This is a genomic window from Tangfeifania diversioriginum (genome assembly GCF_900141875.1).
GTDB lineage: Bacteria > Bacteroidota > Bacteroidia > Bacteroidales > Prolixibacteraceae > Tangfeifania > Tangfeifania diversioriginum.
Map to the genome: position 1 here is coordinate 1 of NZ_FQZE01000042.1, position 24,315 is coordinate 24,315.

Consider the following 24,315-nt stretch of genomic DNA (forward strand, 5'->3'; position numbering starts at 1 on the left):
ATTAAGATACTGATTATCAGGGGTTTAATCAAATATTCCGATGGTTTATTTTGCTCATTTTCAAATAGTTATCCACATTTTTAACGAAGTATTGTAAATATAAATGTTATGAAAAGAGGAATGATGTTTTCAATCGTGTTAATGTTTTTGGGGATGGGAATGTCCACCGCAGTTTTAGCAGATAATGCCTCAGAGCCAATGGTTATCCTTCAGGAGGAGGTTACCTATGAGGAAATTCAGAAAGAAGATGTCCCCGAAGCTGTGTTAACAGCAGTAAAAGAATCTTATGGTGGTTACGAACTGGAAAAAGCCTTTTTGGGAAGTGATGGTAATTATAAACTGAAACTCATCAAAGGGGAGCAAAAAGTTTTTGCATTTTTCAATTCAAATGGAGAGGTTTTGAAAGTTGAAACTGCCGAAGATGGGAAGTAACTTTCAATAAATTAATCCGGTTAGGAATGTTAACCTGCCCGACACACACAACTACTACATATTCAAAAGAAGTTGGTCAAGTTATTCACAATTACTTCTTTTGCTGAAAATTAAAGATTTGATGCCTCTGTTATTGAAATTCAAATAACAGAGGCTATCTTTTTAAAAGTTGTTTTACCAAAATTGCAACAAATACAGATTCGTTGTCGTTTATTTCTAATATATTACATAAACGGCAACGAATTTAACTGTTATGGCAAAAATCCTTATAATTGACGATGATGTTACATTTTGTTTGATGTTAAAGGCATTGCTGGAAAAAAGCGGATACAAGGTTTCCAGTGTTTTTTCAACGGCTGAGGCAAAGCGAAAGATTGAGAAACAAAATTTTGAAATTGTTTTTACCGACTTGCGGTTACCGGATACCAGTGGAATGGAACTCATCAAGCTGATAAAAAAGAAGGCTCCCAAAACACAAATTATAATGATGACAGGTTATGCCGATATTGCAACGGCAATTGAATCGATAAAAAAAGGTGCATTCAATTATATTCCCAAACCTTTAAATCCTGATGAAGTGCTCAATCTCGTTCGTGAGGCATTAGACCAGGCGGAAGGTGTGGCTTCTGAAGAAAACCAGGATTACTCGAGTCTTTCCGGTTATTTTGAGGGAGTGAGCCGACCTGCACAATCTTTAAAAGAGTATATCGATTTAGTATCGCCCACTCCAATGTCAGTTTTAATTGTGGGAGAGAGTGGAACCGGCAAAGAGTATGCAGCCCGGAAGGTTCACGAGTTGAGTAAAAGGGCCGATAAACCTTTTGTGGCTGTTGATTGCGGCGCAATACCATCTGAACTGGTAGCCAGTGAGTTTTTTGGTCATGTGAAAGGTTCTTTTACCGGAGCAATTTCAGATAAAACCGGGTATTTTGAAGCAGCCAGCGGAGGCACTTTGTTTTTGGATGAAGTGGGAAATTTGTCGTACAACACACAAATCCAATTGCTTCGGGTTTTGCAGGAACGACATGTAAAACCTGTGGGAAGTAACCAGGAAATCCCAATTGATGTACGGGTGATTGCAGCCACTAACGAAGACTTACTCAAGGCTCATGAAAAGGGTAGGTTTAGAGAAGATTTATATCACCGTTTGAATGAATTTCAGCTGAATATTCCCCCGCTGAGGGAGCGGAAGACCGATATTTTATTGTATGCGAACCATTTCCTTGAACAGGCAAATAGTTATCTTCAAAAATCGGTTGACGGATTTGACGAAAATGTGGAACGAGCTTTTATAGACTACCATTGGCCTGGCAATTTGCGCGAAATGAAAAATATTGTGAAGAGGGCCACCTTGCTGGCACGTGGTAAGTTTATTACAAAAAAAGAAATTCCGGCAGAATTGTTTAAACAGAATTCCGATGACTTTGCATTATTTAGTCAAACCAACGAAGTTCAGGCCATTCAGAGAGCACTAAAAACAACTGATTATAATAAAAGTGAAGCTGCACGCCTGTTGAAGATTGACAGAAAAACACTTTACAATAAGTTGAAATATTATAATATCAGTTTACCTGATTGAGGAATTTGATGTTCTTCTTTCAACTTTTCAACTAATTTTTCAATGTTGATTTTTGCTGTTTGGGCGGTTCGGGTCCAATAGGGCAAATCCGATTCCCTGAAGTTATTTTTTTCCAGGATGGACAATGGTGCTATGACAGCTTCAGCATCTAATTGCCTGAACATGGGCAGCATTTTATGTGCCAGTTCTGAAAGCGCATTTAAATCCCCGTTTTGGAGATACTGATTGAACAACTGCAGATTTTGACTGGTAGATTGAATAAACGAAGCCAGGATTTTTTGTATGGTTTCCGAATCTCCATGGGCAAAAGCCGCTATTCCTTTAATGCTGTAATTGTTGGAACGGCTGGTATGTTTATTTCGTTTTTCCGTATAATCGTTTTTTTTGCCGTTTAATACGTGAATAACCTTGTTCAGAAATTCATCCGGGACAAAAGGTTTCTGAATGACTGCGTTAAAACCTGCATCTTTGTATTTCTGTATGTTATTAAGTTGTCCTGTTATTGCAATAGCATGGCCGTTTTTATTGTTTTGCCTGTAAAAATTTAACAATTGAAAACCATTCATCATTGGCATTTGAATATCTGTAATCAACAGGTTGAATTTTTCATTGCTCAGGGCTTCAATAGCCTGTTTGTGGGATGTGAAGGCTTTAACCTGGAACCCTTCTTTTTTGAGTACTTCTGCTGTCATTTCAAGTAAAACAGGGGCATCATCAACAAGGAGTATTTGCTCATTTTCGATGGGGAAATTTCGGGAAACCGTTGCCGGAATACCATTTCCTGCAGTTTGTTTTTCTTTGGTGAATTTTGCTGGTTGCTTCAGTAACGGAAGAATTAGGGTAAAGCAGCTTCCTTTTTTGTAATTGCTTTGCACCTGAATTTGCCCGTCCAGCAACTCTACTATCCTTTTCGAGATGGCAAGTCCCAGTCCGGTCCCCTCGTATTTACTGGTCCCGGTTAATGAACCTCTCGAAAACTCTTCAAAAATATGTTCCGTGTTTTCCGGAGTGATTCCTATTCCCGTATCGGAAACTTCTATTTTAATAAAATCTGTCTGTCCCTTTGTTGCTGTAACCGAACAGTTAATGCTTACCTTGCCTTTTTCGGTAAATTTTAGGGCGTTCGAAATCAGGTTATATAGTACTTGTTTTATGCGTATCGGATCGGATAAGTAATCAGTGTTTGGCAGGTTTTTAATATCAAACTCAAGCAATAGGTTTTTAGATTGGGCCAGGGGATGGAACCCCGAAATAACTTCTTCTAAAGTTCCAATAAGGTTGAACCTGATTTTATCAACTTTTAGATTTCCGGATTCAAGGCGTGCGAAATCCAGAAGGTCATTAATAAGCCGAAGAATGTATTTAGCAGATTGTTCAATATTTTTGAGGTAGTCTTTTTGACGGCCGGTGAAATTCTCGTTTGATATTAGCCGGGAAAAACCCATAATGGAACTGAGCGGGGATTTTAGATCATGTGTTATGCTCATCATAAATTGCTCTTTACTTTTTAACAGGGCTTCGGAATAGGCTTTTTCCTGTTCCAGATTTTTCCTGTAGTGTTGACTTTTTGTTATATCTTTCAGGATAAGGATTAAGAAAACGATAACAATGATTAAAGCAATTGCTCCCAGGAGAACTACTTTGGTAGTAATACTCTGAATATGTGATTGCTGCCGCTCAACCTTCATTATTGAATTGAGCAGTTCCTCATTTTCGAGGCGGGCAAGCATTTGCCTGATTTGAATGGTAATGGTCCGATCGTTTTCAAGTATGTCCTGTTCCTTTTTTAGCAGTTGTTTCTCAAAAACTTTACTTTCCTCCTTTATTTCTTCAACTACAGTTGTTAAAAGTTGGGCAACAGAATCTGCCGGATTAAATACATCAATAATACTGTCAATCTGCATCGACTCATTGAAAACTACTTTAAGCGTTGAGTCTGCATTTTCCTGGGGGAGAAATACATTAACAAGCCGGTCGAAAAAATTTTTCCTGGTTTGTTTAACTACAATGCTGTCTTTGCTTTTTGTAATATTCTTGTAAATATTTAACAGTTGGTTGATTGAATCCTTGTTTGCCGCCAGCCTTACCATTGCTCGCTCATAGAGCCTTTCAGAGGAGCCGGCATTCTTGGTCGAGATTATCTCCTCCAGGTTCTGCCTTTTTTTCGTTAGCAGAACCTGAATGCTGTCAGTATGATTTTTTTGAAGCGGATTCGTGGCATTCTTACCAAAGGATTCTACCTGGTAACTTATGGAATCCATAAGTAAGTTATATTTCCTGAAGTGTTGTCGATTACCGGTAAGCAAATAACTTCTTTCGAGTCCCTCGGCTTCGTATAAATTCGTTAATATAGAATTAACGCTGAGAATTTTTTCAGTCACCGGGTTAATATCTACCTGATTGTCTGATAATTTTATCGTTTCACTGTAGATAATCCATACCGTAACCGAACCAATCAGGACGAGTGCAATGTATCCGGAAAGGATATTTATTTTAACAGATTTCCAGTTCTTTGCCATCTCAGAAACAACAATTTCTTTTGATAGAACGAATGAATAGTGAGTAAGTTTGCGGACAGTTGAAAAATTTAAGCAATCCTAACTTTAATTTTTTTAAAAAAAAGCACGAAACAGTTTGTTCTTTGCTCAAAATTAGTACTTTTGCGTGCCGTTTTTCAGGGGGAAAAGATAAAATAGAACCGGAAAAACATTGTTTTTATTGAAATTTAACATACTTTTGCAGTCCATTTTTAAGGATTATTAACTAAATAAAAAACAGGTATTTATGCCAACTATTCAACAATTAGTTAGGAAAGGAAGACAAACCCGGGTGGAGAAAAGTAAATCTCCGGCCCTTGACTCATGCCCGCAGAGGCGTGGCGTTTGTGTGCGTGTTTATACCACCACACCCAAAAAACCTAACTCGGCTATGCGTAAAGTGGCCAGGGTAAGGTTAACAAACGGAAAAGAAGTGAATGCTTACATTCCGGGCGAAGGACATAACCTGCAGGAACACTCCATTGTTTTGGTGCGTGGCGGCAGAGTAAAAGACTTGCCAGGTGTACGTTATCACCTTATTCGCGGGGCCCTCGATACCGCTGGTGTTGAAGGCCGTTTGCAGCGCCGTTCAAAATACGGAGCAAAAAGACCTAAGAAATAATTTAATTTTTTTTTATAACAAACTGGTTATTTAGTGGTTTGGTTGAGTAAGTAAGTCTCTCGATGTCTTCCGGAGATTAGCTGAAGACCGCCGAAGGGCAGCCGATTTAAATAACACTTAAAGAGTACAAAATGAGAAAGACAAAACCGAAGAAGCGGATTATTTTACCGGACCCAATTTTTAATGATGTATTGGTAACCCGGTTTGTCAACGACTTGATGCAAGACGGAAAAAAATCAGTAGCGTATGCTATTTTTTATGATATGTTAAAACTGGTTGAACAGCGTGTTAAAGATACTGAACTGACCCCCCTTGAAGTCTGGAAAAAAGCGTTGGAAAATGTGGCCCCTGCCGTTGAGGTTAAAAGCCGCCGTGTAGGTGGTGCTACCTTTCAGGTCCCTATGGAAATCAGGCAGGAGCGAAAAATGGCTATCAGTATTAAAAACATGATTTTATTTGCCCGTAAACGTTCGGGTAAATCAATGGCCGATAAACTGGCAGCAGAAGTAGTTGCTGCATTTAACGGTGAAGGTGGTGCCTTTAAACGTAAAGAAGATACCCACCGCATGGCCGAAGCCAACCGTGCTTTTGCACATTTCAGATTTTAGTTTAGTGGTTATAAATGGTATAGTAAAATAATCAGGATTAGAAAATTGGTATTAAAATATGGCTAAGCAAGATCTGAAAAATACAAGAAATATTGGCATCATGGCCCACATCGATGCCGGCAAAACAACCGTTACAGAACGAGTACTGTTCTATACCGGATTAACTCACCGGCTGGGTGAAACCCATGATGGTTCTGCCACCATGGACTGGATGGAGCAAGAGCAGGAACGGGGTATTACAATTACCTCGGCTGCTACTACTACCTTCTGGAAATATAAAGAGCAGGAACACAAAATTAATATAATTGATACTCCCGGACACGTCGATTTTACTGTTGAAGTTGAACGTTCACTCAGGATACTCGACGGAACTGTGGCACTCTTTTGTGCCGTAGGTGGTGTTGAGGCACAATCTGAAACTGTGTGGCGGCAGGCCGAAAAATACGGTGTGCCACGCATTGCTTTTGTGAATAAAATGGACCGCCAGGGAGCCGATTTCTTTAATGTCTATAATGAAATTAAAGAAAAACTGGGAGCTAATCCTATTCCACTTCAGATTCCTATTGGTTCTGAACATAGCTTCTCAGGAGTAATCGACTTAATTGAAATGAAGGCTGTTCGCTGGTTCGACGACGAAACAATGGGAACCAACTACAGCCTGGAAGAAATTCCCGAAGATCTTAAAGAACAAGCTGAAGAATGGCGCGGAAAACTGGTTGAATCAGTTGCCGAAATTGATGATGAGCTTTTGGAACGCTATTTCGAAGATCCCGAATCGATTACCAAAGAGGAGATGCTCGCAGTTATCCGCAAGGCAACCATCGATGGCTTAATCGTACCGTTAATGTGCGGCTCCGCTTTTAAAAATAAAGGCGTTCAACGCCTGCTCGATGCTGTTTGTGCTTTCCTTCCCAGTCCGCTCGATAAAGGCGATATTACCGGTGTTAACCCGGCAACCCAAAAAGAAGAAATCCGTACTGCCAACGTTGATGAACCAATGGCAGCTCTCGCATTTAAAATTGCTACCGACCCCTTTGTTGGCCGGCTGGCATATATGCGCGTTTATTCCGGTAAAATTGAGGCCGGAAGCCAGGTGATGAATGTTCGTACCGGTAAAAAAGAGCGGATTTCGCGTCTTTACCAGATGCACTCCAACAAACAAAATGCAAAAGATATAATTGAAGCAGGTGATATTTGTGCCGCTGTAGGTTTTAAAGATATTCGGACCGGCGACACCCTTTGCGATTTAAAACACCACATCGAACTGGAAAGCATGGAATTTCCGGAACCAGTGATTGGTATCGCTGTGGAGCCCAAATCGCAGAAAGACCTCGACCGTTTGGGGAATGGGCTGTCAAAACTGGCAGAAGAAGACCCGACATTCCAGGTCAATACCGATCATGATTCCGGCCAGACCGTTATCCGCGGAATGGGTGAACTGCACCTCGAAATTATTATCGACAGGTTAAGAAGAGAATTCAAGGTTGAATGTAACCAGGGAACACCACAGGTTGCTTACAAAGAAGCAATCAGCAATCCCGTTGAGTTTCGCGAAATATTCAAGAAACAAACCGGGGGACGTGGTAAATTTGCCGATATTCAGGTTAAAGTTGAACCGGCAGAAGAAGGTGTGCAAGGCCTCGAATTTATCGATAAAGTTAAAGGAGGAAATATTCCGCGTGAATACATTCCTTCAGTGCAAAAAGGTTTCGAAGAAGCCATGTCAAACGGGCCGCTTGCCGGATTTCCAGTTGACGGGCTTAAAGTCACTTTGTTCGACGGTTCGTTCCACCCCGTGGATTCAGACCAGTTGTCGTTCGAAATTTGTGCAAAACAAGCATTCAGGAACGCTGCATCAAAAGCAGGTCCTAAATTGCTCGAACCCATTATGAGCCTGGAAATTGTAACTCCGGAAGAATACATGGGCGATATTATTGCCGACCTTAACCGCAGAAGAGGTGAAGTGGCCGGCATGGAAACTAAAGGAAACGCGAAAGTTATTGAAGCCAATGTTCCGTTGGCAGAGCAGTTCGGTTATGTTACCGTGTTGCGCACATTATCGTCAGGAAGAGCCACTTCTTCAATGGAATTCAGCCATTATCAGGAAGTGCCGCGTAACCTGGCCGAAAAAGTACTTGAAAATGTACAAGGTAGAGTTGATTTATTATAAATATTTAATTGAGTTCTCATCATGAGCCAAAAGATCAGGATTAAGCTGAAATCGTACGATCACAATTTGGTTGACAAGTCGGCTGAGAAGATCGTAAAAACAGTAAAAACAACAGGAGCTGTTGTAAGTGGTCCAATTCCACTGCCAACACACAAAAGGGTGTTTACTGTTTTACGTTCAACCTTTGTAAATAAAAAATCAAGGGAGCAGTTTCAATTGTCATCTTACAAAAGGTTGATTGACATCTACAGCTCAACTGCAAAAACAATTGACGCCTTAATGAAGCTGGAATTACCCAGTGGCGTTGAAGTAGAAATTAAAGTTTGATAATTTAAAAAAGTAGTCGAAATGGCTGGACTTATTGGAAAAAAAATCGGAATGACATCCGTATTCAGTGTTGAGGGGAAAAATGTCCCATGCACTGTGATTGAAGCCGGTCCCTGTGTGGTTACACAGGTTAAGACCAAAGAAAAAGAAGGCTACGATGCGCTGCAACTTGCTTACGGTGACAAAAAAGAAAACAAAGCCACCAAAGCAGAGTTTGGGCACTTTAAAAAGGCCGGTGTTACACCAAAGCGCAAAGTAGTAGAGTTTAGGGACACCTACCAGGGAGAATTTAATCTTGGAGACCCTGTAACTGTTGACATTTTTCACGAACTGGATTATGTTGATGTTGTGGGAACTTCCAAAGGAAAAGGATTCCAGGGAGTAGTAAAACGCCATAATTTCCATGGTGTGAACGACCAAACGCACGGTCAGCATAACCGCCTGAGAGCACCGGGTTCAATTGGTGCATCATCGTGGCCCAGCCGCGTTTTTAAAGGTATGCGCATGGCCGGACGAGACGGTAACGAAACCATAACCATCGAAAACCTGATGGTATTAAAAGTGATTCCTGAAAAGAATTTATTAGTGGTGAAAGGTTCGGTGCCTGGCGCCAAAGGTTCATACTTAATTATTAGGAAACAATGGAACTAAGTGTACTGAATAAAGAAGGAAAAGATACGGGAAGAAAGGTTACGTTAAGCGACCAGATTTTTGGAATCGACCCCAGCGACCATGCCATTTACTTAGATGTAAAACAATATTTGGCAAACAAACGCCAGGGAACCCACAAATCTAAAGAGCGCTCGGAAGTAACCGGAAGTACCCGTAAGATAAAAAGACAAAAAGGAACCGGTACAGCACGTGCCGGCGATATTAAATCGCCAATTTTCCGCGGAGGTGGTACCACATTTGGCCCGCGTCCAAAAAGCTACAGTTTTAAACTTAACAAAAAAGTTAAACAACTTGCACGTAAATCGGCACTCTCATACAAAGCCCGTGAAAACGGAATTGTAGTAGTTGAAGATTTTAATATGGAAGCACCCAAAACGAAAGAAATTGTGAATATGAAAAGCAATTTGCAAATTGCTGATAAAAAGTCACTTTTCGTTTTACCAGCCGAAAATAATAACATATATTTGTCGTCCAGAAATTTGCGCGATGTTTCGGTTGTATTAGCTTCTGAACTAAATACTTATAATATTTTAAACGCAAAGTCTGTTGTGCTTCTCGAAGGTTCGGTGAAGAAAATAGAAGAGGCTTTTAAACTAAAAGGCGATTAATAAGATGGAAATTTTAATAAAACCATTGGTTACCGAGAAAATGAACGAGCTGTCAGAACGGTTCACCCGTTACGGCTTTATTGTTGATCGCAATGCAACCAAACCGCAAATTAGAAAAGCGGTTGAAAACATGTATAATGTAAAAGTAGATTCTGTCAATACAGTGGTTTACGGTGGTAAAATGAAGTCAAGATACACCAAATCAGGCGTTATCACCGGAAAAACCAATGCTTTCAAAAAAGCAATTGTTACATTGGCAGAAGGAGACAGTATAGATTTTTACAGTAATATTTAATTAATAAAATGGCAGTAAGAAAATTAAAACCAGTAACTCCGGGTCAGAGGCACAAAATAATTGGTGCTTTTGATACCATTACTGCATCTACACCTGAAAAATCATTGTTGGAGCCCCTGCGGAAAACTGGTGGCAGGAATAACCAGGGCCGCATGACGATGAGGTATAGAGGTGGGGGACACAAACGCAAATACCGTGTTATCGACTTTAAACGCGATAAAGACGGTGTTGCAGCTGTTGTCGATTCAATTCAGTACGATCCGAACCGTTCTGCCCGAATCGCCCTCGTGAAATACGAAGATGGCGAGAAAAGGTACGTTGTTGCGCCAAACGGGTTGCAAGTTGGGCAAACAATTAAAAGCGGTTCAGGCGTTGCTCCTGAAGTTGGAAATTCCCTTCCCCTGTCCGAAATACCTCTTGGTACTTTGGTTCACAACATTGAACTCCATCCTGGTCAGGGTGGTGTGATGGCACGTAGTGCAGGCGCATTTGCGCAATTGACCTCTCGTGAAGGTAAGTACGCAGTACTGAAATTACCTTCAGGCGAATCTCGTATGGTACTAACAACCTGCAGGGCAACTGTTGGAACTGTTGGAAATGCAGAACACAACCTTGAAGAATCCGGTAAAGCCGGCCGCTCACGTTGGTTAGGAAGAAGGCCAAGAGTACGTGGTGTTGTTATGAACCCGGTCGATCACCCAATGGGTGGTGGAGAAGGACGTGCTTCAGGCGGACACCCAAGATCACGTAAAGGTGTTCTGGCGAAAGGGTACAAAACCCGTTCGCAGAAAAAAGCGTCCAACAGGTACATTGTAGAACGTAAGAAAAAATAATTAAAGAAAAGTAATTATGAGTCGTTCGTTAAAAAAAGGCCCGTTTATCGATGTTAATCTTGATAAGAAAATTAACACGATGAATGATGCAGGGAAAAAATCGGTTGTAAAAACCTGGGCCAGAGCTTCAGTAATTTCTCCTGATTTTGTAGGCCATACCATAGCCGTACACAACGGAAACAAATTTATTCCGGTTTATATTACCGAGAATATGGTAGGTCATCGTTTGGGTGAATTTGCACCCACACGCACATACAGGGGACATGCTGGTAACAGAAGATAGGCATATTTTAATTTTAAAAAGAAGAAAGAATGGGTGCCAGAAAAAGATTAGCAGCTGAAAAACGTAAAGAAGAAAGAAAGCAACAATATTATGCTGTTTTAAGAAATTGCCCTACATCTCCACGAAAAATGAGGCTTGTAGCCGATTTGATCCGCGGCATGGAGGTAAATCACGCGCTGGATGTCTTGAAATATTCCTCGAAAGAAGCATCGCGCAGGGTAGAGAAACTCCTTTTATCAGCCATTGCCAACTGGCAGGCTAAAAACGAAGGAGAACGTTTAGAGGAAAGTGAATTATACGTAAAAAATATCATGGTAGATTCAGGCCGAATTCTGAAAAGGTTACGTCCGGCTCCCCAGGGTCGAGCTCACCGGATCAGAAAACGTTCCAATCACGTGACACTTTACGTTGACCGAAAAGAAAATGTTGTTGAAGAAAATCTTAATCAGTAGTACATGGGACAAAAAGTAAATCCAGTTTCAAATCGTTTAGGGTTCATCAAAGGATGGGACTCGAATTGGTTCGGTGGTGACGATTACGGCGACAAGCTGGCCGAAGATCAAAAAATACGGGAATATTTGAATGCCCGTTTGGCCAAAGCCAGTATTTCCAGAATCGTTATTGAGCGCACATTAAAGCTCATAACCATTACCGTACACACTTCACGCCCAGGTATTATTATTGGTAAAGGTGGACAAGAAGTTGATAAACTGAAAGAAGAGCTGAAGAAGATTACCAGTAAAGAAGTTCAGATCAATATTTTCGAGATCAAACGTCCTGAACTCGATGCCAAAATTGTTGCCAACAACATCGCAAGGCAAATCGAGGGTAAGATTGCTTACCGCAGGGCAGTTAAAATGGCTATCGCTTCAACCATGAGAATGGGAGCCGAAGGTATTAAAGTATTGGTTTCGGGTAGGTTGAACGGAGCAGAAATGGCACGTGCAGAAATGTACAAAGATGGCCGTACTCCGTTGCACACCCTCCGCGCCGATATCGATTATGCACTGGCAGAAGCGCTGACCAAAACCGGGCTTATCGGAGTAAAAGTCTGGATATGTAAAGGAATGGTTTACGGTAACCGCGACCTCTCACCCAACGTTGGCCAGAAACAAGGCCGCGGAGGCAAAGGAGTTGGCGGCGGAGCACGTAACAGAAGAAGAAAATAGTGGTTAATAACACTCATTAAGTTATAACAGAATGTTACAGCCAAAAAAGGTAAAATTCAGAAGAGTACAAAAGGGCCGGATGAAAGGCAATTCCCAACGCGGGAACCAACTCGCTTTCGGTTCATTTGGGATAAAATCGTTGGAAGAATCGTGGATTACCGGAAGGCAGATTGAAGCTGCCAGGGTTGCGGTAACCCGTCATATGCAACGACAAGGACAAATATGGATACGAATATTTCCCGATAAGCCAATTACCAAAAAACCCGCCGAAGTACGCATGGGTAAAGGTAAAGGAGCTCCGGAAGCATTTGTTGCACCGGTATCGCCAGGCCGCATTATTATTGAAGCCGACGGCGTATCGCACGAAATGGCCAAAGAGGCATTGCGCCTTGCAGCCCAAAAGTTGCCGGTAACAACAAAGTTTGTGGTTAGGAGAGATTTTGTTGAAGAATAAAAAAGGTGAATGAATATGAAAACTTCAGAAATTAAAGAATTGACGACAAAAGAAATCGTCGAGAGAATTGATACCGAAAAGGAAAATCTTGTTCGCCTTCGCTTGAACCATGCAGTTTCACCACTTGATAACCCTTTAAAATTAAAGGATACCAAAAAGAATATTGCAAGGCTCAAAACAGTTCTTCGTCAAAGGGAATTAAGTGAAAACCAGAATTAATTCAACGATGGAAGAAAATAAAGTGAGAAATCTCAGAAAAGAGCGAATCGGGGTTGTTGTTAGCGATAAAATGGACAAAACCATTGTGGTAGCTGAAAAAAAGAAAATGAAGCATGCCATGTACGGAAAGTTCGTGAATAAAACAACAAAATTTCATGCCCACGATGAGAAAAATGACTGCAACATTGGTGATAAAGTGCGGATTATGGAAACTCGTCCGCTCAGCAAAAACAAATGTTGGAGATTAGTTGAAATAATTGAAAGAGCGAAGTAATCATGATACAACAAGAAACAAGATGTTCGGTTGCCGATAACAGTGGGGCCAAAGATGTACTTTGTGTACGTGTTCTTGGAGGTACCAGGAAACGTTATGCTTCGCTTGGCGATACTGTTGTTGTTTCGGTAAAAAGTGCAATACCGGGCAGCGAAGTGAAAAAAGGTTCAGTATCAAGGGCAATTGTAGTGCGCACCAATAAAGAAGTACGCCGTACAGACGGTTCGTACATCCGGTTCGACGATAATGCCGTGGTACTGTTAAACAATCTGGGAGAAATGCGCGGAACCCGTATTTTCGGGCCTGTTGCACGCGAGTTAAGAGATAAAAATATGAAAATTATTTCTCTTGCACCAGAAGTACTGTAATTTGAAAAAGCTTGTATAATGCAAAAAAAGTTACACATAAAGAAAGGTGACACGGTGGTTGTGATTACCGGAAACTACAAAGGCCAGAAAGGCCGCGTACTTGAAGTAATCAGAAACAACGACAGAGCAATTGTGGAAGGTGTGAACCTGGTAAAAAAACATACCAAACCCAATGCAGATAATCCGCAGGGGGGTATTATTGAACAGGAAGCACCAATCCATATCTCAAACCTGATGCTGGTCGATCCGAAAAGCGGAGAAAGAACCCGTATTGGGCGCAGAGAAAATGATAAAGGTAAATTAATACGTTATTCCAAAAAATCTGGAGAGGAGATTAAGTAATGGCTTACGTACCAACTCTAAAAAAGAAATATCAGGAAGAAATAATTCCTGCGCTGAAGAAGGAGTACAACTATTCCTCTGTCATGCAGGTTCCGAAATTGGAAAAAATTGTCCTTAATCAGGGCGTGGGAGATGCTATTGCCGACAAAAAAATTATTGACATTGCCCAACAGGAAATGACAATGATTGCCGGTCAGAAAGCAGTTCAAACCATGTCCAAAAAAGACATTTCCAACTTTAAACTGAGAAGGAAAATGCCAATCGGGGTACGCGTTACATTGCGTCACGACCGGATGTATGAATTCCTCGACCGTCTTATTTCGGCAGCATTGCCACGTATTCGCGATTTTCGCGGTATCGAAAGTAAAATGGACGGAAGTGGAAACTACACACTCGGTGTGCCGGAACAAATCGTATTCCCCGAAATCGTTCTGGATAAAGTGAGTAAAATTAATGGTATGAATATTACCTTTGTTACTTCTGCAAAAACCGACGAAGAAGGTTTTGCTCTGTTAAAAGAATTAGGTTTACCATTTAAAAACATTAAAAAGAACTAAGCTATGGCCAAGGAATCAATGAAAGCCCGCGAAAGAAAAAGGGCAAAGCTAGTTGAAAAATATGCCGAGAAAAGGGCCAGGCTGAAAGCCGAAGGAGATTGGGAAGGATTGCAGAAGTTGCCTAAAAATTCTTCCAGAGTACGTTTGCACAACCGTTGCAAACTTACCGGAAGACCAAAAGGTTACATGAGGCAATTTGGAATCAGCAGAATCAATTTCCGAGAAATGGCTTCAGAAGGTTTAATTCCGGGAGTTAAAAAGGCTAGTTGGTAATTGTTAAAGACTTGAATAATGAGTAAAGTATCAGATCCGATAGCAGATTATCTTACAAGGGTGCGTAATGCAATTCTTGCAAAACACCGCGTAGTAGATATCCCAGCTTCAAATTTAAAAAGAGAAATTACCAAAATTCTGAAAGAAAAAGGGTACATTTTAAACTATAAGTTTGAAGACGATAAAGGCTACCAGGGCAACATTAAAATTGCACTGAAATACCACCCCGAAACGAATATATCTGCAATAAAAGGTTTAGAAAGAATTAGTAAACCAGGTTTGCGCCAGTACTGTCACAGTACTAATGTACCGCGTGTACTCAATGGTTTAGGAATTGCTGTTATTTCAACCTCGAAAGGAGTAATTACCGACAAAGAAGCTCGTGAGCAGAAAGTTGGTGGTGAAGTTTTATGTTACGTGTATTAAAAAAAGGAAAAGATCATGTCAAGAATAGGTAAATGGCCCATTGAAATACCGTCAGGAGTTGAAGTAAAGCTGAACGATGATCATTCCGTTACAGTGAAAGGACCTCTTGGTGAGTTGCACCAAAAGCTAAATCCCGAAATTGAGGTTGAAATTGAAGATAATACCATCAATTTTACCCGTTCGGGTGAAACAAAACGCCTTAAATCGTTGCACGGGTTAAATCGTGCATTGGTTAACAACATGGTTGTGGGCGTTACAAAAGGTTACGAAATAAAATTAGAACTTGTAGGCGTAGGATACCGTGCCGAAGTGTTACCGAATAATGTCCTTGACCTTGTTCTGGGGTTTGCACACCATACCTACCTGCAACTCCCACCCGAAGTACAGGTTGAAGCAAAATCTGATAAACGCAGCAACCCCATTGTTACGCTAAAGAGCGTTGATAAACAATTGATTGGACAGGTAGCCGCTAAAATCAGATCGTTCCGTAAACCTGAACCATACAAAGGAAAAGGGATTAAGTTTGTAGGTGAAGTGTTAAGGCGTAAAGCTGGTAAAGCCGCATCTAAATAATTTTTTGAAAAATTAGTTATTATGGCATTAACAAAAACAAAAAGGCGAAACAGAATAAAAAGCCGGGTGAAAAAAGTAATATCCGGCACAGCTGAACGTCCGCGTTTAAGTGTATTCAGGAGCAATAAACAAATATATGCTCAATTAGTTGACGATGTTAACGCAACAACTTTAGTGGCTGCAGGTTCTACCGAAAAAGAAATTGTTTCGGAAGAAGGAAACAAATCCGAAAAAGCGGCTATGGTTGGTAAACTCATTGCTAAAAAAGCAAAAGATGCCGGCTTCGAAAAAGTTGTATTCGACAGGAGTGGTTATTTATACCACGGCAGAGTTAAACAATTAGCTGACGCGGCCCGTGAAGGCGGCCTTAAATTCTAATAAGATTATGGCGAAAATTAGTAAAAAAGTTAAAACAAGCGACCTTGATTTAAAAGACAGGTTAGTAGCCATTAACCGTGTTACCAAAGTTACAAAAGGTGGACGAACCTTTAGTTTCTCGGCCATTGTAGTTGTAGGTAACGAAGACGGAATTGTAGGCTGGGGCCTTGGTAAAGCAAGCGAAGTGACTACCGCAATTGCCAAAGGCGTTGAAGCCGCTAAAAAGAACCTGGTAAAAGTGCCGGTTATTAACGGCACTATTCCACACGAACAGGCTGCTCGTTATGGTGGAGCTGATGTATTGATTAAGCCCGCCACCCCTGGTACAGGTGTTGTAGCCGGAGGTGCAATGCGTGCTGTTCTCGAAAGTGTTGGAATTACAGATATTCTGGCAAAATCCAAAGGCTCTTCCAACCCGCACAATATGGTTAAAGCTACCATGGAAGCGCTACTCGAACTGAGAGACGCTTATACAGTAGCCCAACAAAGAGGTGTATCATTGGAAAAAGTTTTTAAAGGATAACACAGTTATGGCTAAAATAAAAATTACACAGGTAAAAAGTAGCATTGGTTCAACCAAAAGCCAGAAAGCAACGCTTGAAGCGCTGGGGTTACGCAAGTTAAACCAGACTATTGAACATGAAGCTACTCCCCAAATTGTTGGTATGGCCAATAAACTGGGGCATTTAATTAGTGTTGAAGAAGTATAAAATATTTCAAATAGCTTAAAATTATGGATTTAAGTAAGTTAAAACCTGCTTCGGGTTCTACCAGAAAAGACAAACGAATTGGAAGAGGACAGGGCTCAGGAAGAGGAGGAACATCCACCCGGGGCCACAAAGGTCAGAAATCGAGATCAGGTTACTCCAGGAAAGTAGGTTTTGAAGGTGGTCAAATGCCTTTGCAGCGCGTTGTTCCAAAATCAGGTTTTAAAAATTTCAACAGGGTTGAATATAAAGCAATAAACCTCGATGTATTGCAACAATTGGCTGAAAGCAGAAATCTGAATTCAATTGATTTGGATACGCTGGTAAGTGCAGGTGTGGCTTCAAAAAACGAAAAAGTTAAGATTTTGGGTGGAGGCTCATTAAATCTTAAACTCAATGTTAAAGCCCACGCATTTTCCCAAAGTGCCAAAGAAGCAATTGAAAAATTAGACGGAACCACTGAAATACTGTAAACTAGTATGAAACGATTTATAGAGACCCTAAAGAATATTTACAAAATTGAAGACTTAAGGTTGCGAATCGGAACAACACTGTTCTTTATCCTAATCTACAGATTAGGATCGTTTGTAGCGCTTCCCGGCATTGATCCGGCCCAATTGCAAAATTTAAAAAGTCAAACATCAGATGGGTTGCTTGGGCTGATTGACATGTTTTCAGGAGGTGCATTCTCACAGGCTTCAATTTTCGCTTTAGGAATTATGCCGTACATTTCTGCCTCAATTGTAATCCAGTTACTCGGAATTGCTGTTCCCTATTTCCAGAGGTTGCAGAAAGAGGGAGAGTCAGGAAGAAGGAAAATTAATCAGATTACCCGGTATTTAACCGTTGTTATTCTGATATTCCAGTCGCCGGCATATTTAACAAACCTGCATATGCAATTGCCCGCATCGGCATTTGCTCTGAAAGGAGCCTTGTTTACGGTTTCTTCAGTAGTTATTCTTACAGCAGGTTCTATGTTTGTGATGTGGTTGGGCGAACGCATTACCGATAAAGGAATCGGTAACGGTATTTCGCTCATCATTATGATTGGAATTATTGCCCGTTTGCCTCAGTCGGTTGCTCAGGAATTTGCTTCCCGAATCAACCAGCAAGGAGGAGGACTGGTAATGTTCATCGTCGAGTTTGTTATCCTGTTCGTAGTGTTTATGGCTGCAATCCTGCTTGTTCAGGGGACGCGCCGTATTCCGGTACAATACGCCAAACGTATTGTGGGTAATAAACAATATGGTGGAGTACGTCAGTACATTCCGCTTAAAGTTAATGCTGCAGGTGTAATGCCTATCATTTTTGCCCAGGCAATTATGATGGTACCTATTACCCTTGTAGGAGTTGCCAATTCCGAAAACCTCAGTGGTGTTGCGGCTGCATTATCAAACATGACTGGTTTTTGGTATAACTTTTTGCAGTTTACACTGGTAGTTGCATTTACTTATTTTTATACTGCAATTACCATTAACCCAACCCAAATGGCAGAAGACATGAAGAAAAACGGTGGGTTTATTCCCGGTGTTAAACCCGGAAAACGAACGGTTGAATTTCTCGATACTATTATGTCGAGAATTACACTTCCCGGTTCCATTTTCCTCGGTTTAATTACAATTCTTCCTGCTTTTGCAATGATAATGGGAGTTAATCAGTCGTTTGCCCTGTTTTTTGGCGGAACGTCACTGCTAATTCTTGTTGGGGTGGTGTTAGATACACTGCAGCAAATTGAGAGTCACCTGTTAATGCGCCATTATGATGGACTGACAAAATCGGGCCGGATTAAAGGACGTGCCGGTGGCGGAATTTAAGAAGTTTTTTATCTGGTTATAATCAGCCTGAAGGAGAATTTAGTTCTGTTATGTAATATAAAAACCTTCTGTTATCTTTGCAGAAAAATTGGATAACAAACAGTGGTTTATAATTACTAATTAATTTATTGACGAATTTTAAAAAACAGATTTTAATATGGCAAAACAGCCTTCCATAGAACAAGATGGAACAATTATCGAAGCATTATCAAACGCGATGTTTCGCGTAGAGTTGGAAAACGGGCATGTTATTACGGCCCACATTTCAGGTAAAATGAGAATGCATTATATTAAAATTTTGCCCGGAGATAAAGTAAAAGTCGAAATGTCTCCTTATGATTTAACCAAAGGAAGAATTACATTTAGGTATAAAAACTAAAGAATAGGTAGAATGAAAACCCGAGTTTCAGTAAAAAAGCGCAGTGCCGAATGTAAAATCGTTCGCCGTAAAGGGCGCTTATATGTGATTAATAAAAAGAACCCGAAGTTTAAACAACGGCAGGGGTAATTTAATTTGAAAAAAAAGTAACTTATATGGCACGTATTGTAGGTGTTGATATTCCTAATAATAAAAGAGGTGAGGTAGCTCTTACCTATATTTTTGGTATTGGCCGCAGCAGGGCTAAAATGATCCTTGAGGAAGCAGGCGTTGATCCAAACGTCAAAGTACAGGATTGGAACGATGACCAGTTTGGAGCTATTCGCCGTGTAATTGGTGACAATTATAAGGTTGAAGGGCAACTTAGATCTGAAGTACAAATGAACATTAAACGATTAATGGACATTGGTTCTTACAGGGGAATTCGTCATCGTATTGGTTTGCCCACACGAGGACAAAGCACCAAAAACAATGCCCGTACCCGTAAAGGGAAACGGAAAACTGTTGCGAACAAAAAAATGGCCACTAAATAAGGATTTTAAGTTATGGCAAAAAAAACAGGATCAAGCAAGAAAAGAGTGGTTAATGTGGAAGCCAACGGAATGGCCCATGTTCACTCTTCCTTCAATAACATCATTGTTACGCTGACAAATATGAACGGTGAAGTTATATCGTGGTCGTCAGCAGGCAAAAAAGGGTTCCGCGGTTCAAAAAAGAACACTCCTTATGCTGCCCAGGTGGCATCAGAAGAGTGTGGGAAAACCGCATACGACCTTGGATTACGCAAAGTGAAAGTATATGTTAAAGGACCAGGGAACGGTCGCGAATCAGCAATCAGGGCCCTTTCATCTGTAGGTTTGCAGGTAACCGAAATTGTTGACGTTACCCCACTGCCACATAATGGATGCAGACCTGCTAAAAGACGTCGTGTATAATTTTAAAACGAAAAGGAAATGGCTAGATACAGAGGACCAAAATCTAAAATAGCTCGTAAATTCGGAGAGCCCATATTTGGGCCGGATAAAGTTTTTGAGCATAAAAATTATCCACCGGGAATGCACGGTATGTCATCCCGGAGAAGAAAAGTTTCGGAATACGGGCTTCAGTTAAAAGAAAAACAAAAAGCAAAATATACCTACGGCATTCTGGAAAAACAGTTCCGTAACCTCTTCGAAAAAGCTACTTCAGCTAAAGGGGTAACCGGTGAAGTATTGTTGCAGCTGCTCGAATCGAGGCTCGATAATATTGTTTTCCGCCTTGGTATTGCAAAAACACGGGCCGCTGCCCGTCAGTTTGTTACACACAAACATATTGTAGTAAACGGAAACGTAGTTAATATTCCGTCGTATTTGGTTAAACCCGGCGACATTGTTGGTGTAAGGGAAAAATCAAAATCGATGGAAGAAATTACAGACTCATTGCATTCGCGCCGCAGTTCGAATTACGAATGGCTGGAATGGGATAACGACCAGTTGGCCGGTAAATTCCTTAATGTGCCCGAGCGCGAAGAAATACCTGAAAACATCAAAGAACAACTTATCGTAGAGTTGTATTCAAAATAATAAATTACTTAAGGTTATTATGGCAATATTAGCATTCCAGAAGCCCGATAAGGTGATAATGTTAGAATCTGATGACAGATTCGGAAAATTTGAATTTCGACCACTGGAACCCGGTTACGGGATTACCATTGGCAATGCCCTGCGTCGCATCTTATTATCATCGCTCGAGGGGTATGCAATTACCACGCTTAAAATAGAGGGTGTCGATCATGAATTTTCTACGATTAAAGGAGTTATTGAAGATGTGACAGATATTATACTTAATCTGAAACAGATTCGCTTCAAAAATGAAGTGGAAGATTTTGACAGTGAGAAAGTTACTGTTACAATTTCAGGTCAGGAAGAATTTACAGCCGGCGATATCAACAAGTTTATGACCGGGTTCAGGGTTTTAAACCCCGACCTGGTAGTTTGCAGGATGGAGCCTGATGTGAAACTCCAGGTTGAACTTACTATTGGAAAAGGGCGTGGATACGTTCCGGCTACCGAAAACAAACCGGTGGAAGAGGAATTTGGAGTAATCCCCGTGGATTCAATTTACACCCCGATTAAAAAAGTAAAGTATTCGGTTGAAAACTTCCGTGTGGAACAAAAAACCGACTACGAAAAGTTAATTCTGGATATCCAAACCGACGGTTCTGTGCTTCCAAAAGATGCACTGAAAGAAGCGGCTAAAATTCTGATTTATCATTTCATGCTCTTCTCTGACGAGAAAATTACACTCGACTCAGACGAAAAATTTGCAAATGAAGAATTCGACGAAGAAGTACTGCACATGCGCCAGCTACTGAAAACAAAACTGGTCGATCTCGACCTTTCAGTAAGGGCATTGAATTGCCTGAAAGCTGCAGATGTAGATACTCTTGGCGACCTGGTAACTTACAACCGGAACGATCTGTTGAAATTCAGAAATTTCGGAAAAAAATCGCTTACCGAGCTTGACGACCTTCTCGAGAATATGGGATTGAGTTTTGGGATGGATATTAGTAAGTATAAACTTGACAAGGATTAAAAGGCAATGAGACACAATAAGAAATTTAATCATTTAAGTCGCACAAGTGCGCACCGTAAGGCAATGTTGTCGAACATGGCCAGCTCTCTAATTGAAAGTAAGCGGATTTCAACTACTGTGGCAAAAGCAAAAGCACTGCGCATGTACGTTGAACCTCTTATTACCAGGGCAAAAAACGATACCACACACTCCAGGAGAATTGTATTCAGCCAACTGCAAAACAAAGAGGCAGTTTCTGAACTTTTCAGGGAGGTAGCTGCAAAGGTTGCCGATCGGCCGGGAGGATATACACGTATCCTTAGAACGGGAAACCGATTGGGCGACAATGCTGAAATGTGTATTATCGAGCTGGTTGACTACAACGAAGCTATGCTTGAAGCAAAAGAAGAAGCTGCAAAACCAAAACGTCGTCGTTCACGTCGTGGCGGAAGCGGTAAAAAATCGGATGCCCAGAAGCCGGCAGCTCAAAAATCAGAAAAACCAGCTGAAAAAGCTGACGAGGAAGTTAAAGTAGTGGAAGATGTTCAGCCGGTGGAAGAAACCGAAGAAAAAACTGAAGTGGTTGAAAAACCAAAAGCTGAAGATACTTCTTCTGAAGAACCAAAGGCTGAAAGCGCTGATGAAGCGAAAAAGGCTGATGATGATTCTGATTCAAAAGAAGACAAAAAGAAAGAAGAATAATCGAAATTCGATAGTTCAAAAAAACCGGTCAGTTGCTGACCGGTTTTTTTGTGCCCACTTGTTTTTTTTATATTGAATTCAGCAAGAGGCAATCAATAAAAATAGGCCCTGCCTTCAGGCTGGGTACCGGATGTATGATTTGGACCCCGGATTTTTGAAAAATTTGTATTTTGCAAAATACAAATTTTTCAAAAATCCTAAGTTGGAGCGTTATCTTTTTTATCCCAACCTGAAGGTTAGGCCTGTTTTTGCTCCTTTTATCAATGTTAATCATACTTGAGTAAACTGATTAGTTACAAAAATTTATTATTTGCCGTTTAGCGCTTCAAGTTCCTCCATCAGCTTCTTTCGTTTTGAGTGCGTAAGCCCAAGTTGATCGAGCTCCTCAGGATGCTGCAAAAGCTGACGGCAAAGCACATTTCCTTTCTGAGAAAGCACATTTTTTTGCTTCCGCGTTAGGTTTGCAAGTGTTGTTACCGGAAAAATGCGTTCCCTTTCAATTAAATCTTTCAGGCTGTTGTTTTTGGGGTAATCCCAGCTTAACAGCTTTAGTCCGCTGCATTTCCCAAATTGCAGGGCATCCGACGTAAATCGGGTATTGGTAACTACCCAACCTTCAAAATGGAGTCCGTTGTACTCCTGCATTGTTTTTCGTTTTTCGATGATGTCGTCCATTCGTGAGCGAATATAAAGCGGGACCTGCACACTCGAAAATTTTCCCTGGCTGTTGTGGAATTTGCATTCCATAAGGTGTTGTTCACCATTGCCGGTAGCCACCACATCAACTTCGTGCTGCACGCAATTTCCCTGAATGACCTGCCCGGTTTCAACCTCAAACCCCAGCTCCTTAAAAATTTGCCCTACGAAATGCTCAAACGGAAATCCCGATGGGCCAAGCTCGATAATTGCCTTTTTAAGTTTGTACCGGGCGGCCACCCCGCCTCTTTTTTTGCGGAGTAGCGAAAAAGCCCGTGCATAAATTTTCCGGGTTGTCGTTCCATCCTGTAACCACGATTTTACATCGTTTACAACCGATGCAATGGTATCGTCGCTGGCGCCCGTTCTCCGCAATGAAGCTTGTAACTTCTCTTCCGAAAACGGCTCCGTTTCGCCGGAGGCCTTCTTAATTATTGGTTTGTCGCTCATTTGTTCCCTTTTATTTGTAAAATTAATATTTAAGCCCATTGGAAGTGCCTGTTTATAATATTTTCGAAATTTTATTATGTTTTTCAGTGATTCTGTTTTTGATTTTCTTTACTTTGATAGAACTAAATAAGCAATTAAACATTGACCGGAAAAAAACTAAATATTGAAACCGCTTTACTGAAAGGATTGAAAAGAAGCGACCACGAGTGTTTTCAAAATCTTTTTGCAAAATACAGCCAATCATTATTTCGTTTCTCGCTGAGCTATCTGAAATCAAGCGATTCTGCAGAAGATGTGGTACAGGAGGTATTTCTTAAGATCTGGAGAAAACGAAAAGAGATAGATACAACAAAATCATTTCAATCCTATTTATTTACAATTGCGCTAAATGTGATTCGGAAACAGTTCAACAAACTGGCTGAATCAAATCAACTGAAACACGATTTACTTATTTCATTTGCTGAAAACAAGGAAACTTTCGACGAAAAAGATGATTTCCAGGATATGGTAAATAAGCTGGAAGAAATGATTCAGCAAATGCCCGAGAGGCGCGGGCGAATTTTCAGAATGAAAAAACTGGAAGGGAAATCGCAAAAAGAAATTGCCGAAAAATTCGGTATCACCACCAAAACTGTGGAATACCACATTACCGAAGCCATGAAATTCCTGAAAAAAGAATTTGACCAACTCCGCATAAAAGGCATGATATTCTTCTGCCTGTTTTTGAAAAATAAATAATGCAAATTAAGAGTTGAACCCACTTCGGGGTTCTTTTTGTATCTGCTTTATCTCCACGGGTTTTACCCGTGGCTATTATTGTTTATCCACCATTTGGTGGATAGAAGAATGTCCAAAGGACATTAACAATAATAGCCCTCCCGATATGACGGGACAGGCTGTGCGAAGCTCAGGGGTAGAGGATAAGATGTAAATAACAACCCCGGAGTGGGTTGAATTATTGATAATTACGAAAGCTAAACGACATTAATTAACGTCTAAATAATCAATGCACCCA

Annotated in this window: 37 protein-coding genes; 35 read left to right on the plus strand and 2 right to left on the minus strand. The window is 40.8% G+C overall.

The genetic code is table 11. The features are described 5' to 3' along the window. Nucleotides 1–108: 108 nt before the first annotated feature. Both BUC07_RS18555 and BUC07_RS18560 read left to right on the plus strand, forming a co-directional pair. On the plus strand, nt 109–432 hold the full coding sequence (locus tag BUC07_RS18555) for a hypothetical protein (protein WP_073173412.1): 324 nt from the start codon (nt 109–111) through the stop codon (nt 430–432). A 253-nt stretch (nt 433–685) separates the two neighbouring features. Continuing rightward, on the plus strand, nt 686–2,011 hold the full coding sequence (locus BUC07_RS18560; protein ID WP_073173415.1) for a sigma-54-dependent transcriptional regulator: 1,326 nt from the start codon (nt 686–688) through the stop codon (nt 2,009–2,011). Here BUC07_RS18560 and BUC07_RS18565 read toward each other — a convergent pair. Further along, complete coding sequence (locus BUC07_RS18565; protein WP_073173418.1) at nt 1,987–4,530, minus strand: hybrid sensor histidine kinase/response regulator; 2,544 nt, start codon at nt 4,528–4,530, stop codon at nt 1,987–1,989. The two genes, BUC07_RS18560 and BUC07_RS18565, sit on opposite strands and share 25 nt — an antisense overlap. Nucleotides 4,531–4,795: 265 nt before the next feature. On the opposite strand from BUC07_RS18565, the gene rpsL reads away from it, so the two are divergent. The 32 genes from rpsL to rplQ all read left to right on the plus strand — a co-directional run bounded on the left by rpsL (nt 4,796) and on the right by rplQ (nt 22,154). Beyond that, a complete protein-coding gene (rpsL, locus tag BUC07_RS18570; protein WP_073173421.1) occupies nt 4,796–5,170 on the plus strand; it encodes a 30S ribosomal protein S12 in 375 nt (124 codons plus the stop codon). Between the two features lie 131 nt (nt 5,171–5,301). Then, nucleotides 5,302–5,778 (plus strand): 30S ribosomal protein S7, encoded by a 477-nt coding sequence (rpsG, locus tag BUC07_RS18575; protein WP_073173424.1) that lies wholly within the window; start codon nt 5,302–5,304, stop codon nt 5,776–5,778. Nucleotides 5,779–5,836: 58 nt separating this feature from the next. Next, on the plus strand, nt 5,837–7,948 hold the full coding sequence (gene fusA / locus BUC07_RS18580) for an elongation factor G (protein WP_073173428.1): 2,112 nt from the start codon (nt 5,837–5,839) through the stop codon (nt 7,946–7,948). A gap of 21 nt (nt 7,949–7,969) precedes the next feature. Further along, a complete protein-coding gene (gene rpsJ / locus BUC07_RS18585) occupies nt 7,970–8,275 on the plus strand; it encodes a 30S ribosomal protein S10 (protein WP_027472457.1) in 306 nt (101 codons plus the stop codon). Between the two features lie 21 nt (nt 8,276–8,296). Continuing rightward, nucleotides 8,297–8,926, plus strand: coding sequence for a 50S ribosomal protein L3 (gene rplC, locus BUC07_RS18590; protein ID WP_073173433.1), 630 nt, complete (start codon nt 8,297–8,299; stop codon nt 8,924–8,926). After that, nucleotides 8,917–9,555: a 50S ribosomal protein L4 gene (rplD, locus tag BUC07_RS18595; RefSeq protein ID WP_073173436.1), complete on the plus strand. Its 639-nt coding sequence runs from the start codon at nt 8,917–8,919 to the stop codon at nt 9,553–9,555. Before rplC ends, rplD begins: the two co-directional genes overlap by 10 nt. Before the next feature lie 4 nt (nt 9,556–9,559). Further along, complete coding sequence (rplW, locus tag BUC07_RS18600; protein ID WP_073173439.1) at nt 9,560–9,850, plus strand: 50S ribosomal protein L23; 291 nt, start codon at nt 9,560–9,562, stop codon at nt 9,848–9,850. Between the two features lie 8 nt (nt 9,851–9,858). Continuing rightward, nucleotides 9,859–10,683, plus strand: a complete 825-nt coding sequence (rplB, locus tag BUC07_RS18605) for a 50S ribosomal protein L2 (RefSeq protein WP_073173442.1) — start codon at nt 9,859–9,861, stop codon at nt 10,681–10,683. A gap of 16 nt (nt 10,684–10,699) precedes the next feature. Beyond that, nucleotides 10,700–10,966 carry a 30S ribosomal protein S19 gene (gene rpsS / locus BUC07_RS18610; protein WP_073173444.1) on the plus strand — a complete coding sequence of 89 codons (267 nt, stop codon included), beginning with the start codon at nt 10,700–10,702 and terminating at the stop codon, nt 10,964–10,966. A 29-nt stretch (nt 10,967–10,995) separates the two neighbouring features. Continuing rightward, the gene (rplV, locus tag BUC07_RS18615; protein WP_073173447.1) at nt 10,996–11,418 is read left to right on the plus strand and encodes a 50S ribosomal protein L22; all 423 of its coding nucleotides are present in this window, start codon (nt 10,996–10,998) and stop codon (nt 11,416–11,418) included. A 3-nt stretch (nt 11,419–11,421) separates the two neighbouring features. Beyond that, nucleotides 11,422–12,135, plus strand: coding sequence for a 30S ribosomal protein S3 (gene rpsC, locus BUC07_RS18620; protein ID WP_073173450.1), 714 nt, complete (start codon nt 11,422–11,424; stop codon nt 12,133–12,135). A 31-nt stretch (nt 12,136–12,166) separates the two neighbouring features. Next, nucleotides 12,167–12,589 (plus strand): 50S ribosomal protein L16, encoded by a 423-nt coding sequence (rplP, locus tag BUC07_RS18625; RefSeq protein ID WP_073173453.1) that lies wholly within the window; start codon nt 12,167–12,169, stop codon nt 12,587–12,589. 15 nt (nt 12,590–12,604) lie between these two features. Then, entirely contained in the window at nt 12,605–12,808 is a 204-nt protein-coding gene (gene rpmC / locus BUC07_RS18630; protein WP_073173524.1) for a 50S ribosomal protein L29, read from the plus strand. After that, nucleotides 12,792–13,082 carry a 30S ribosomal protein S17 gene (gene rpsQ / locus BUC07_RS18635; protein ID WP_449451355.1) on the plus strand — a complete coding sequence of 97 codons (291 nt, stop codon included), beginning with the start codon at nt 12,792–12,794 and terminating at the stop codon, nt 13,080–13,082. Before rpmC ends, rpsQ begins: the two co-directional genes overlap by 17 nt. A gap of 2 nt (nt 13,083–13,084) precedes the next feature. Further along, nucleotides 13,085–13,450, plus strand: a complete 366-nt coding sequence (gene rplN / locus BUC07_RS18640) for a 50S ribosomal protein L14 (RefSeq protein ID WP_073173456.1) — start codon at nt 13,085–13,087, stop codon at nt 13,448–13,450. An 18-nt stretch (nt 13,451–13,468) separates the two neighbouring features. Beyond that, nucleotides 13,469–13,792 (plus strand): 50S ribosomal protein L24, encoded by a 324-nt coding sequence (gene rplX / locus BUC07_RS18645; RefSeq protein ID WP_073173460.1) that lies wholly within the window; start codon nt 13,469–13,471, stop codon nt 13,790–13,792. Continuing rightward, the gene (gene rplE / locus BUC07_RS18650) at nt 13,792–14,349 is read left to right on the plus strand and encodes a 50S ribosomal protein L5 (protein ID WP_073173463.1); all 558 of its coding nucleotides are present in this window, start codon (nt 13,792–13,794) and stop codon (nt 14,347–14,349) included. Before rplX ends, rplE begins: the two co-directional genes overlap by 1 nt. Before the next feature lie 3 nt (nt 14,350–14,352). Further along, entirely contained in the window at nt 14,353–14,622 is a 270-nt protein-coding gene (gene rpsN / locus BUC07_RS18655) for a 30S ribosomal protein S14 (RefSeq protein WP_073173466.1), read from the plus strand. An 18-nt stretch (nt 14,623–14,640) separates the two neighbouring features. Then, a complete protein-coding gene (gene rpsH / locus BUC07_RS18660; protein WP_073173468.1) occupies nt 14,641–15,048 on the plus strand; it encodes a 30S ribosomal protein S8 in 408 nt (135 codons plus the stop codon). Between the two features lie 15 nt (nt 15,049–15,063). Then, on the plus strand, nt 15,064–15,621 hold the full coding sequence (gene rplF / locus BUC07_RS18665; protein WP_073173471.1) for a 50S ribosomal protein L6: 558 nt from the start codon (nt 15,064–15,066) through the stop codon (nt 15,619–15,621). Nucleotides 15,622–15,642: 21 nt separating this feature from the next. Continuing rightward, complete coding sequence (rplR, locus tag BUC07_RS18670) at nt 15,643–15,999, plus strand: 50S ribosomal protein L18 (protein WP_073173474.1); 357 nt, start codon at nt 15,643–15,645, stop codon at nt 15,997–15,999. Between the two features lie 7 nt (nt 16,000–16,006). Continuing rightward, nucleotides 16,007–16,522 (plus strand): 30S ribosomal protein S5, encoded by a 516-nt coding sequence (rpsE, locus tag BUC07_RS18675; RefSeq protein ID WP_073173477.1) that lies wholly within the window; start codon nt 16,007–16,009, stop codon nt 16,520–16,522. Nucleotides 16,523–16,529: 7 nt separating this feature from the next. Then, nucleotides 16,530–16,709 carry a 50S ribosomal protein L30 gene (gene rpmD, locus BUC07_RS18680; RefSeq protein ID WP_073173480.1) on the plus strand — a complete coding sequence of 60 codons (180 nt, stop codon included), beginning with the start codon at nt 16,530–16,532 and terminating at the stop codon, nt 16,707–16,709. A gap of 23 nt (nt 16,710–16,732) precedes the next feature. After that, nucleotides 16,733–17,179 carry a 50S ribosomal protein L15 gene (rplO, locus tag BUC07_RS18685; protein ID WP_073173484.1) on the plus strand — a complete coding sequence of 149 codons (447 nt, stop codon included), beginning with the start codon at nt 16,733–16,735 and terminating at the stop codon, nt 17,177–17,179. Between the two features lie 6 nt (nt 17,180–17,185). Beyond that, nucleotides 17,186–18,520 (plus strand): preprotein translocase subunit SecY, encoded by a 1,335-nt coding sequence (gene secY / locus BUC07_RS18690; protein ID WP_073173488.1) that lies wholly within the window; start codon nt 17,186–17,188, stop codon nt 18,518–18,520. Between the two features lie 157 nt (nt 18,521–18,677). After that, nucleotides 18,678–18,899, plus strand: a complete 222-nt coding sequence (infA, locus tag BUC07_RS18695; RefSeq protein WP_053187509.1) for a translation initiation factor IF-1 — start codon at nt 18,678–18,680, stop codon at nt 18,897–18,899. A 12-nt stretch (nt 18,900–18,911) separates the two neighbouring features. Next, on the plus strand, nt 18,912–19,028 hold the full coding sequence (gene rpmJ, locus BUC07_RS18700) for a 50S ribosomal protein L36 (RefSeq protein WP_072998287.1): 117 nt from the start codon (nt 18,912–18,914) through the stop codon (nt 19,026–19,028). 26 nt (nt 19,029–19,054) lie between these two features. Next, nucleotides 19,055–19,432 (plus strand): 30S ribosomal protein S13, encoded by a 378-nt coding sequence (rpsM, locus tag BUC07_RS18705; protein ID WP_073173492.1) that lies wholly within the window; start codon nt 19,055–19,057, stop codon nt 19,430–19,432. 12 nt (nt 19,433–19,444) lie between these two features. Further along, the gene (gene rpsK / locus BUC07_RS18710; RefSeq protein ID WP_073173495.1) at nt 19,445–19,834 is read left to right on the plus strand and encodes a 30S ribosomal protein S11; all 390 of its coding nucleotides are present in this window, start codon (nt 19,445–19,447) and stop codon (nt 19,832–19,834) included. Between the two features lie 18 nt (nt 19,835–19,852). Further along, entirely contained in the window at nt 19,853–20,461 is a 609-nt protein-coding gene (rpsD, locus tag BUC07_RS18715; protein WP_073173498.1) for a 30S ribosomal protein S4, read from the plus strand. A 19-nt stretch (nt 20,462–20,480) separates the two neighbouring features. Beyond that, a complete protein-coding gene (locus BUC07_RS18720; protein ID WP_073173501.1) occupies nt 20,481–21,473 on the plus strand; it encodes a DNA-directed RNA polymerase subunit alpha in 993 nt (330 codons plus the stop codon). Nucleotides 21,474–21,479: 6 nt separating this feature from the next. Then, entirely contained in the window at nt 21,480–22,154 is a 675-nt protein-coding gene (gene rplQ / locus BUC07_RS21740) for a 50S ribosomal protein L17 (RefSeq protein ID WP_073173505.1), read from the plus strand. Nucleotides 22,155–22,460: 306 nt separating this feature from the next. Here the strand turns inward: rplQ and BUC07_RS18735 are convergent, their stop codons facing one another. Next, nucleotides 22,461–23,300 (minus strand): restriction endonuclease, encoded by an 840-nt coding sequence (locus tag BUC07_RS18735; RefSeq protein ID WP_073173530.1) that lies wholly within the window; start codon nt 23,298–23,300, stop codon nt 22,461–22,463. Nucleotides 23,301–23,441: 141 nt separating this feature from the next. Between BUC07_RS18735 and BUC07_RS18740 the strand changes: the two genes are divergently transcribed. Next, a complete protein-coding gene (locus BUC07_RS18740; RefSeq protein ID WP_073173511.1) occupies nt 23,442–24,038 on the plus strand; it encodes an RNA polymerase sigma factor in 597 nt (198 codons plus the stop codon). Nucleotides 24,039–24,315 lie beyond the last annotated feature (277 nt).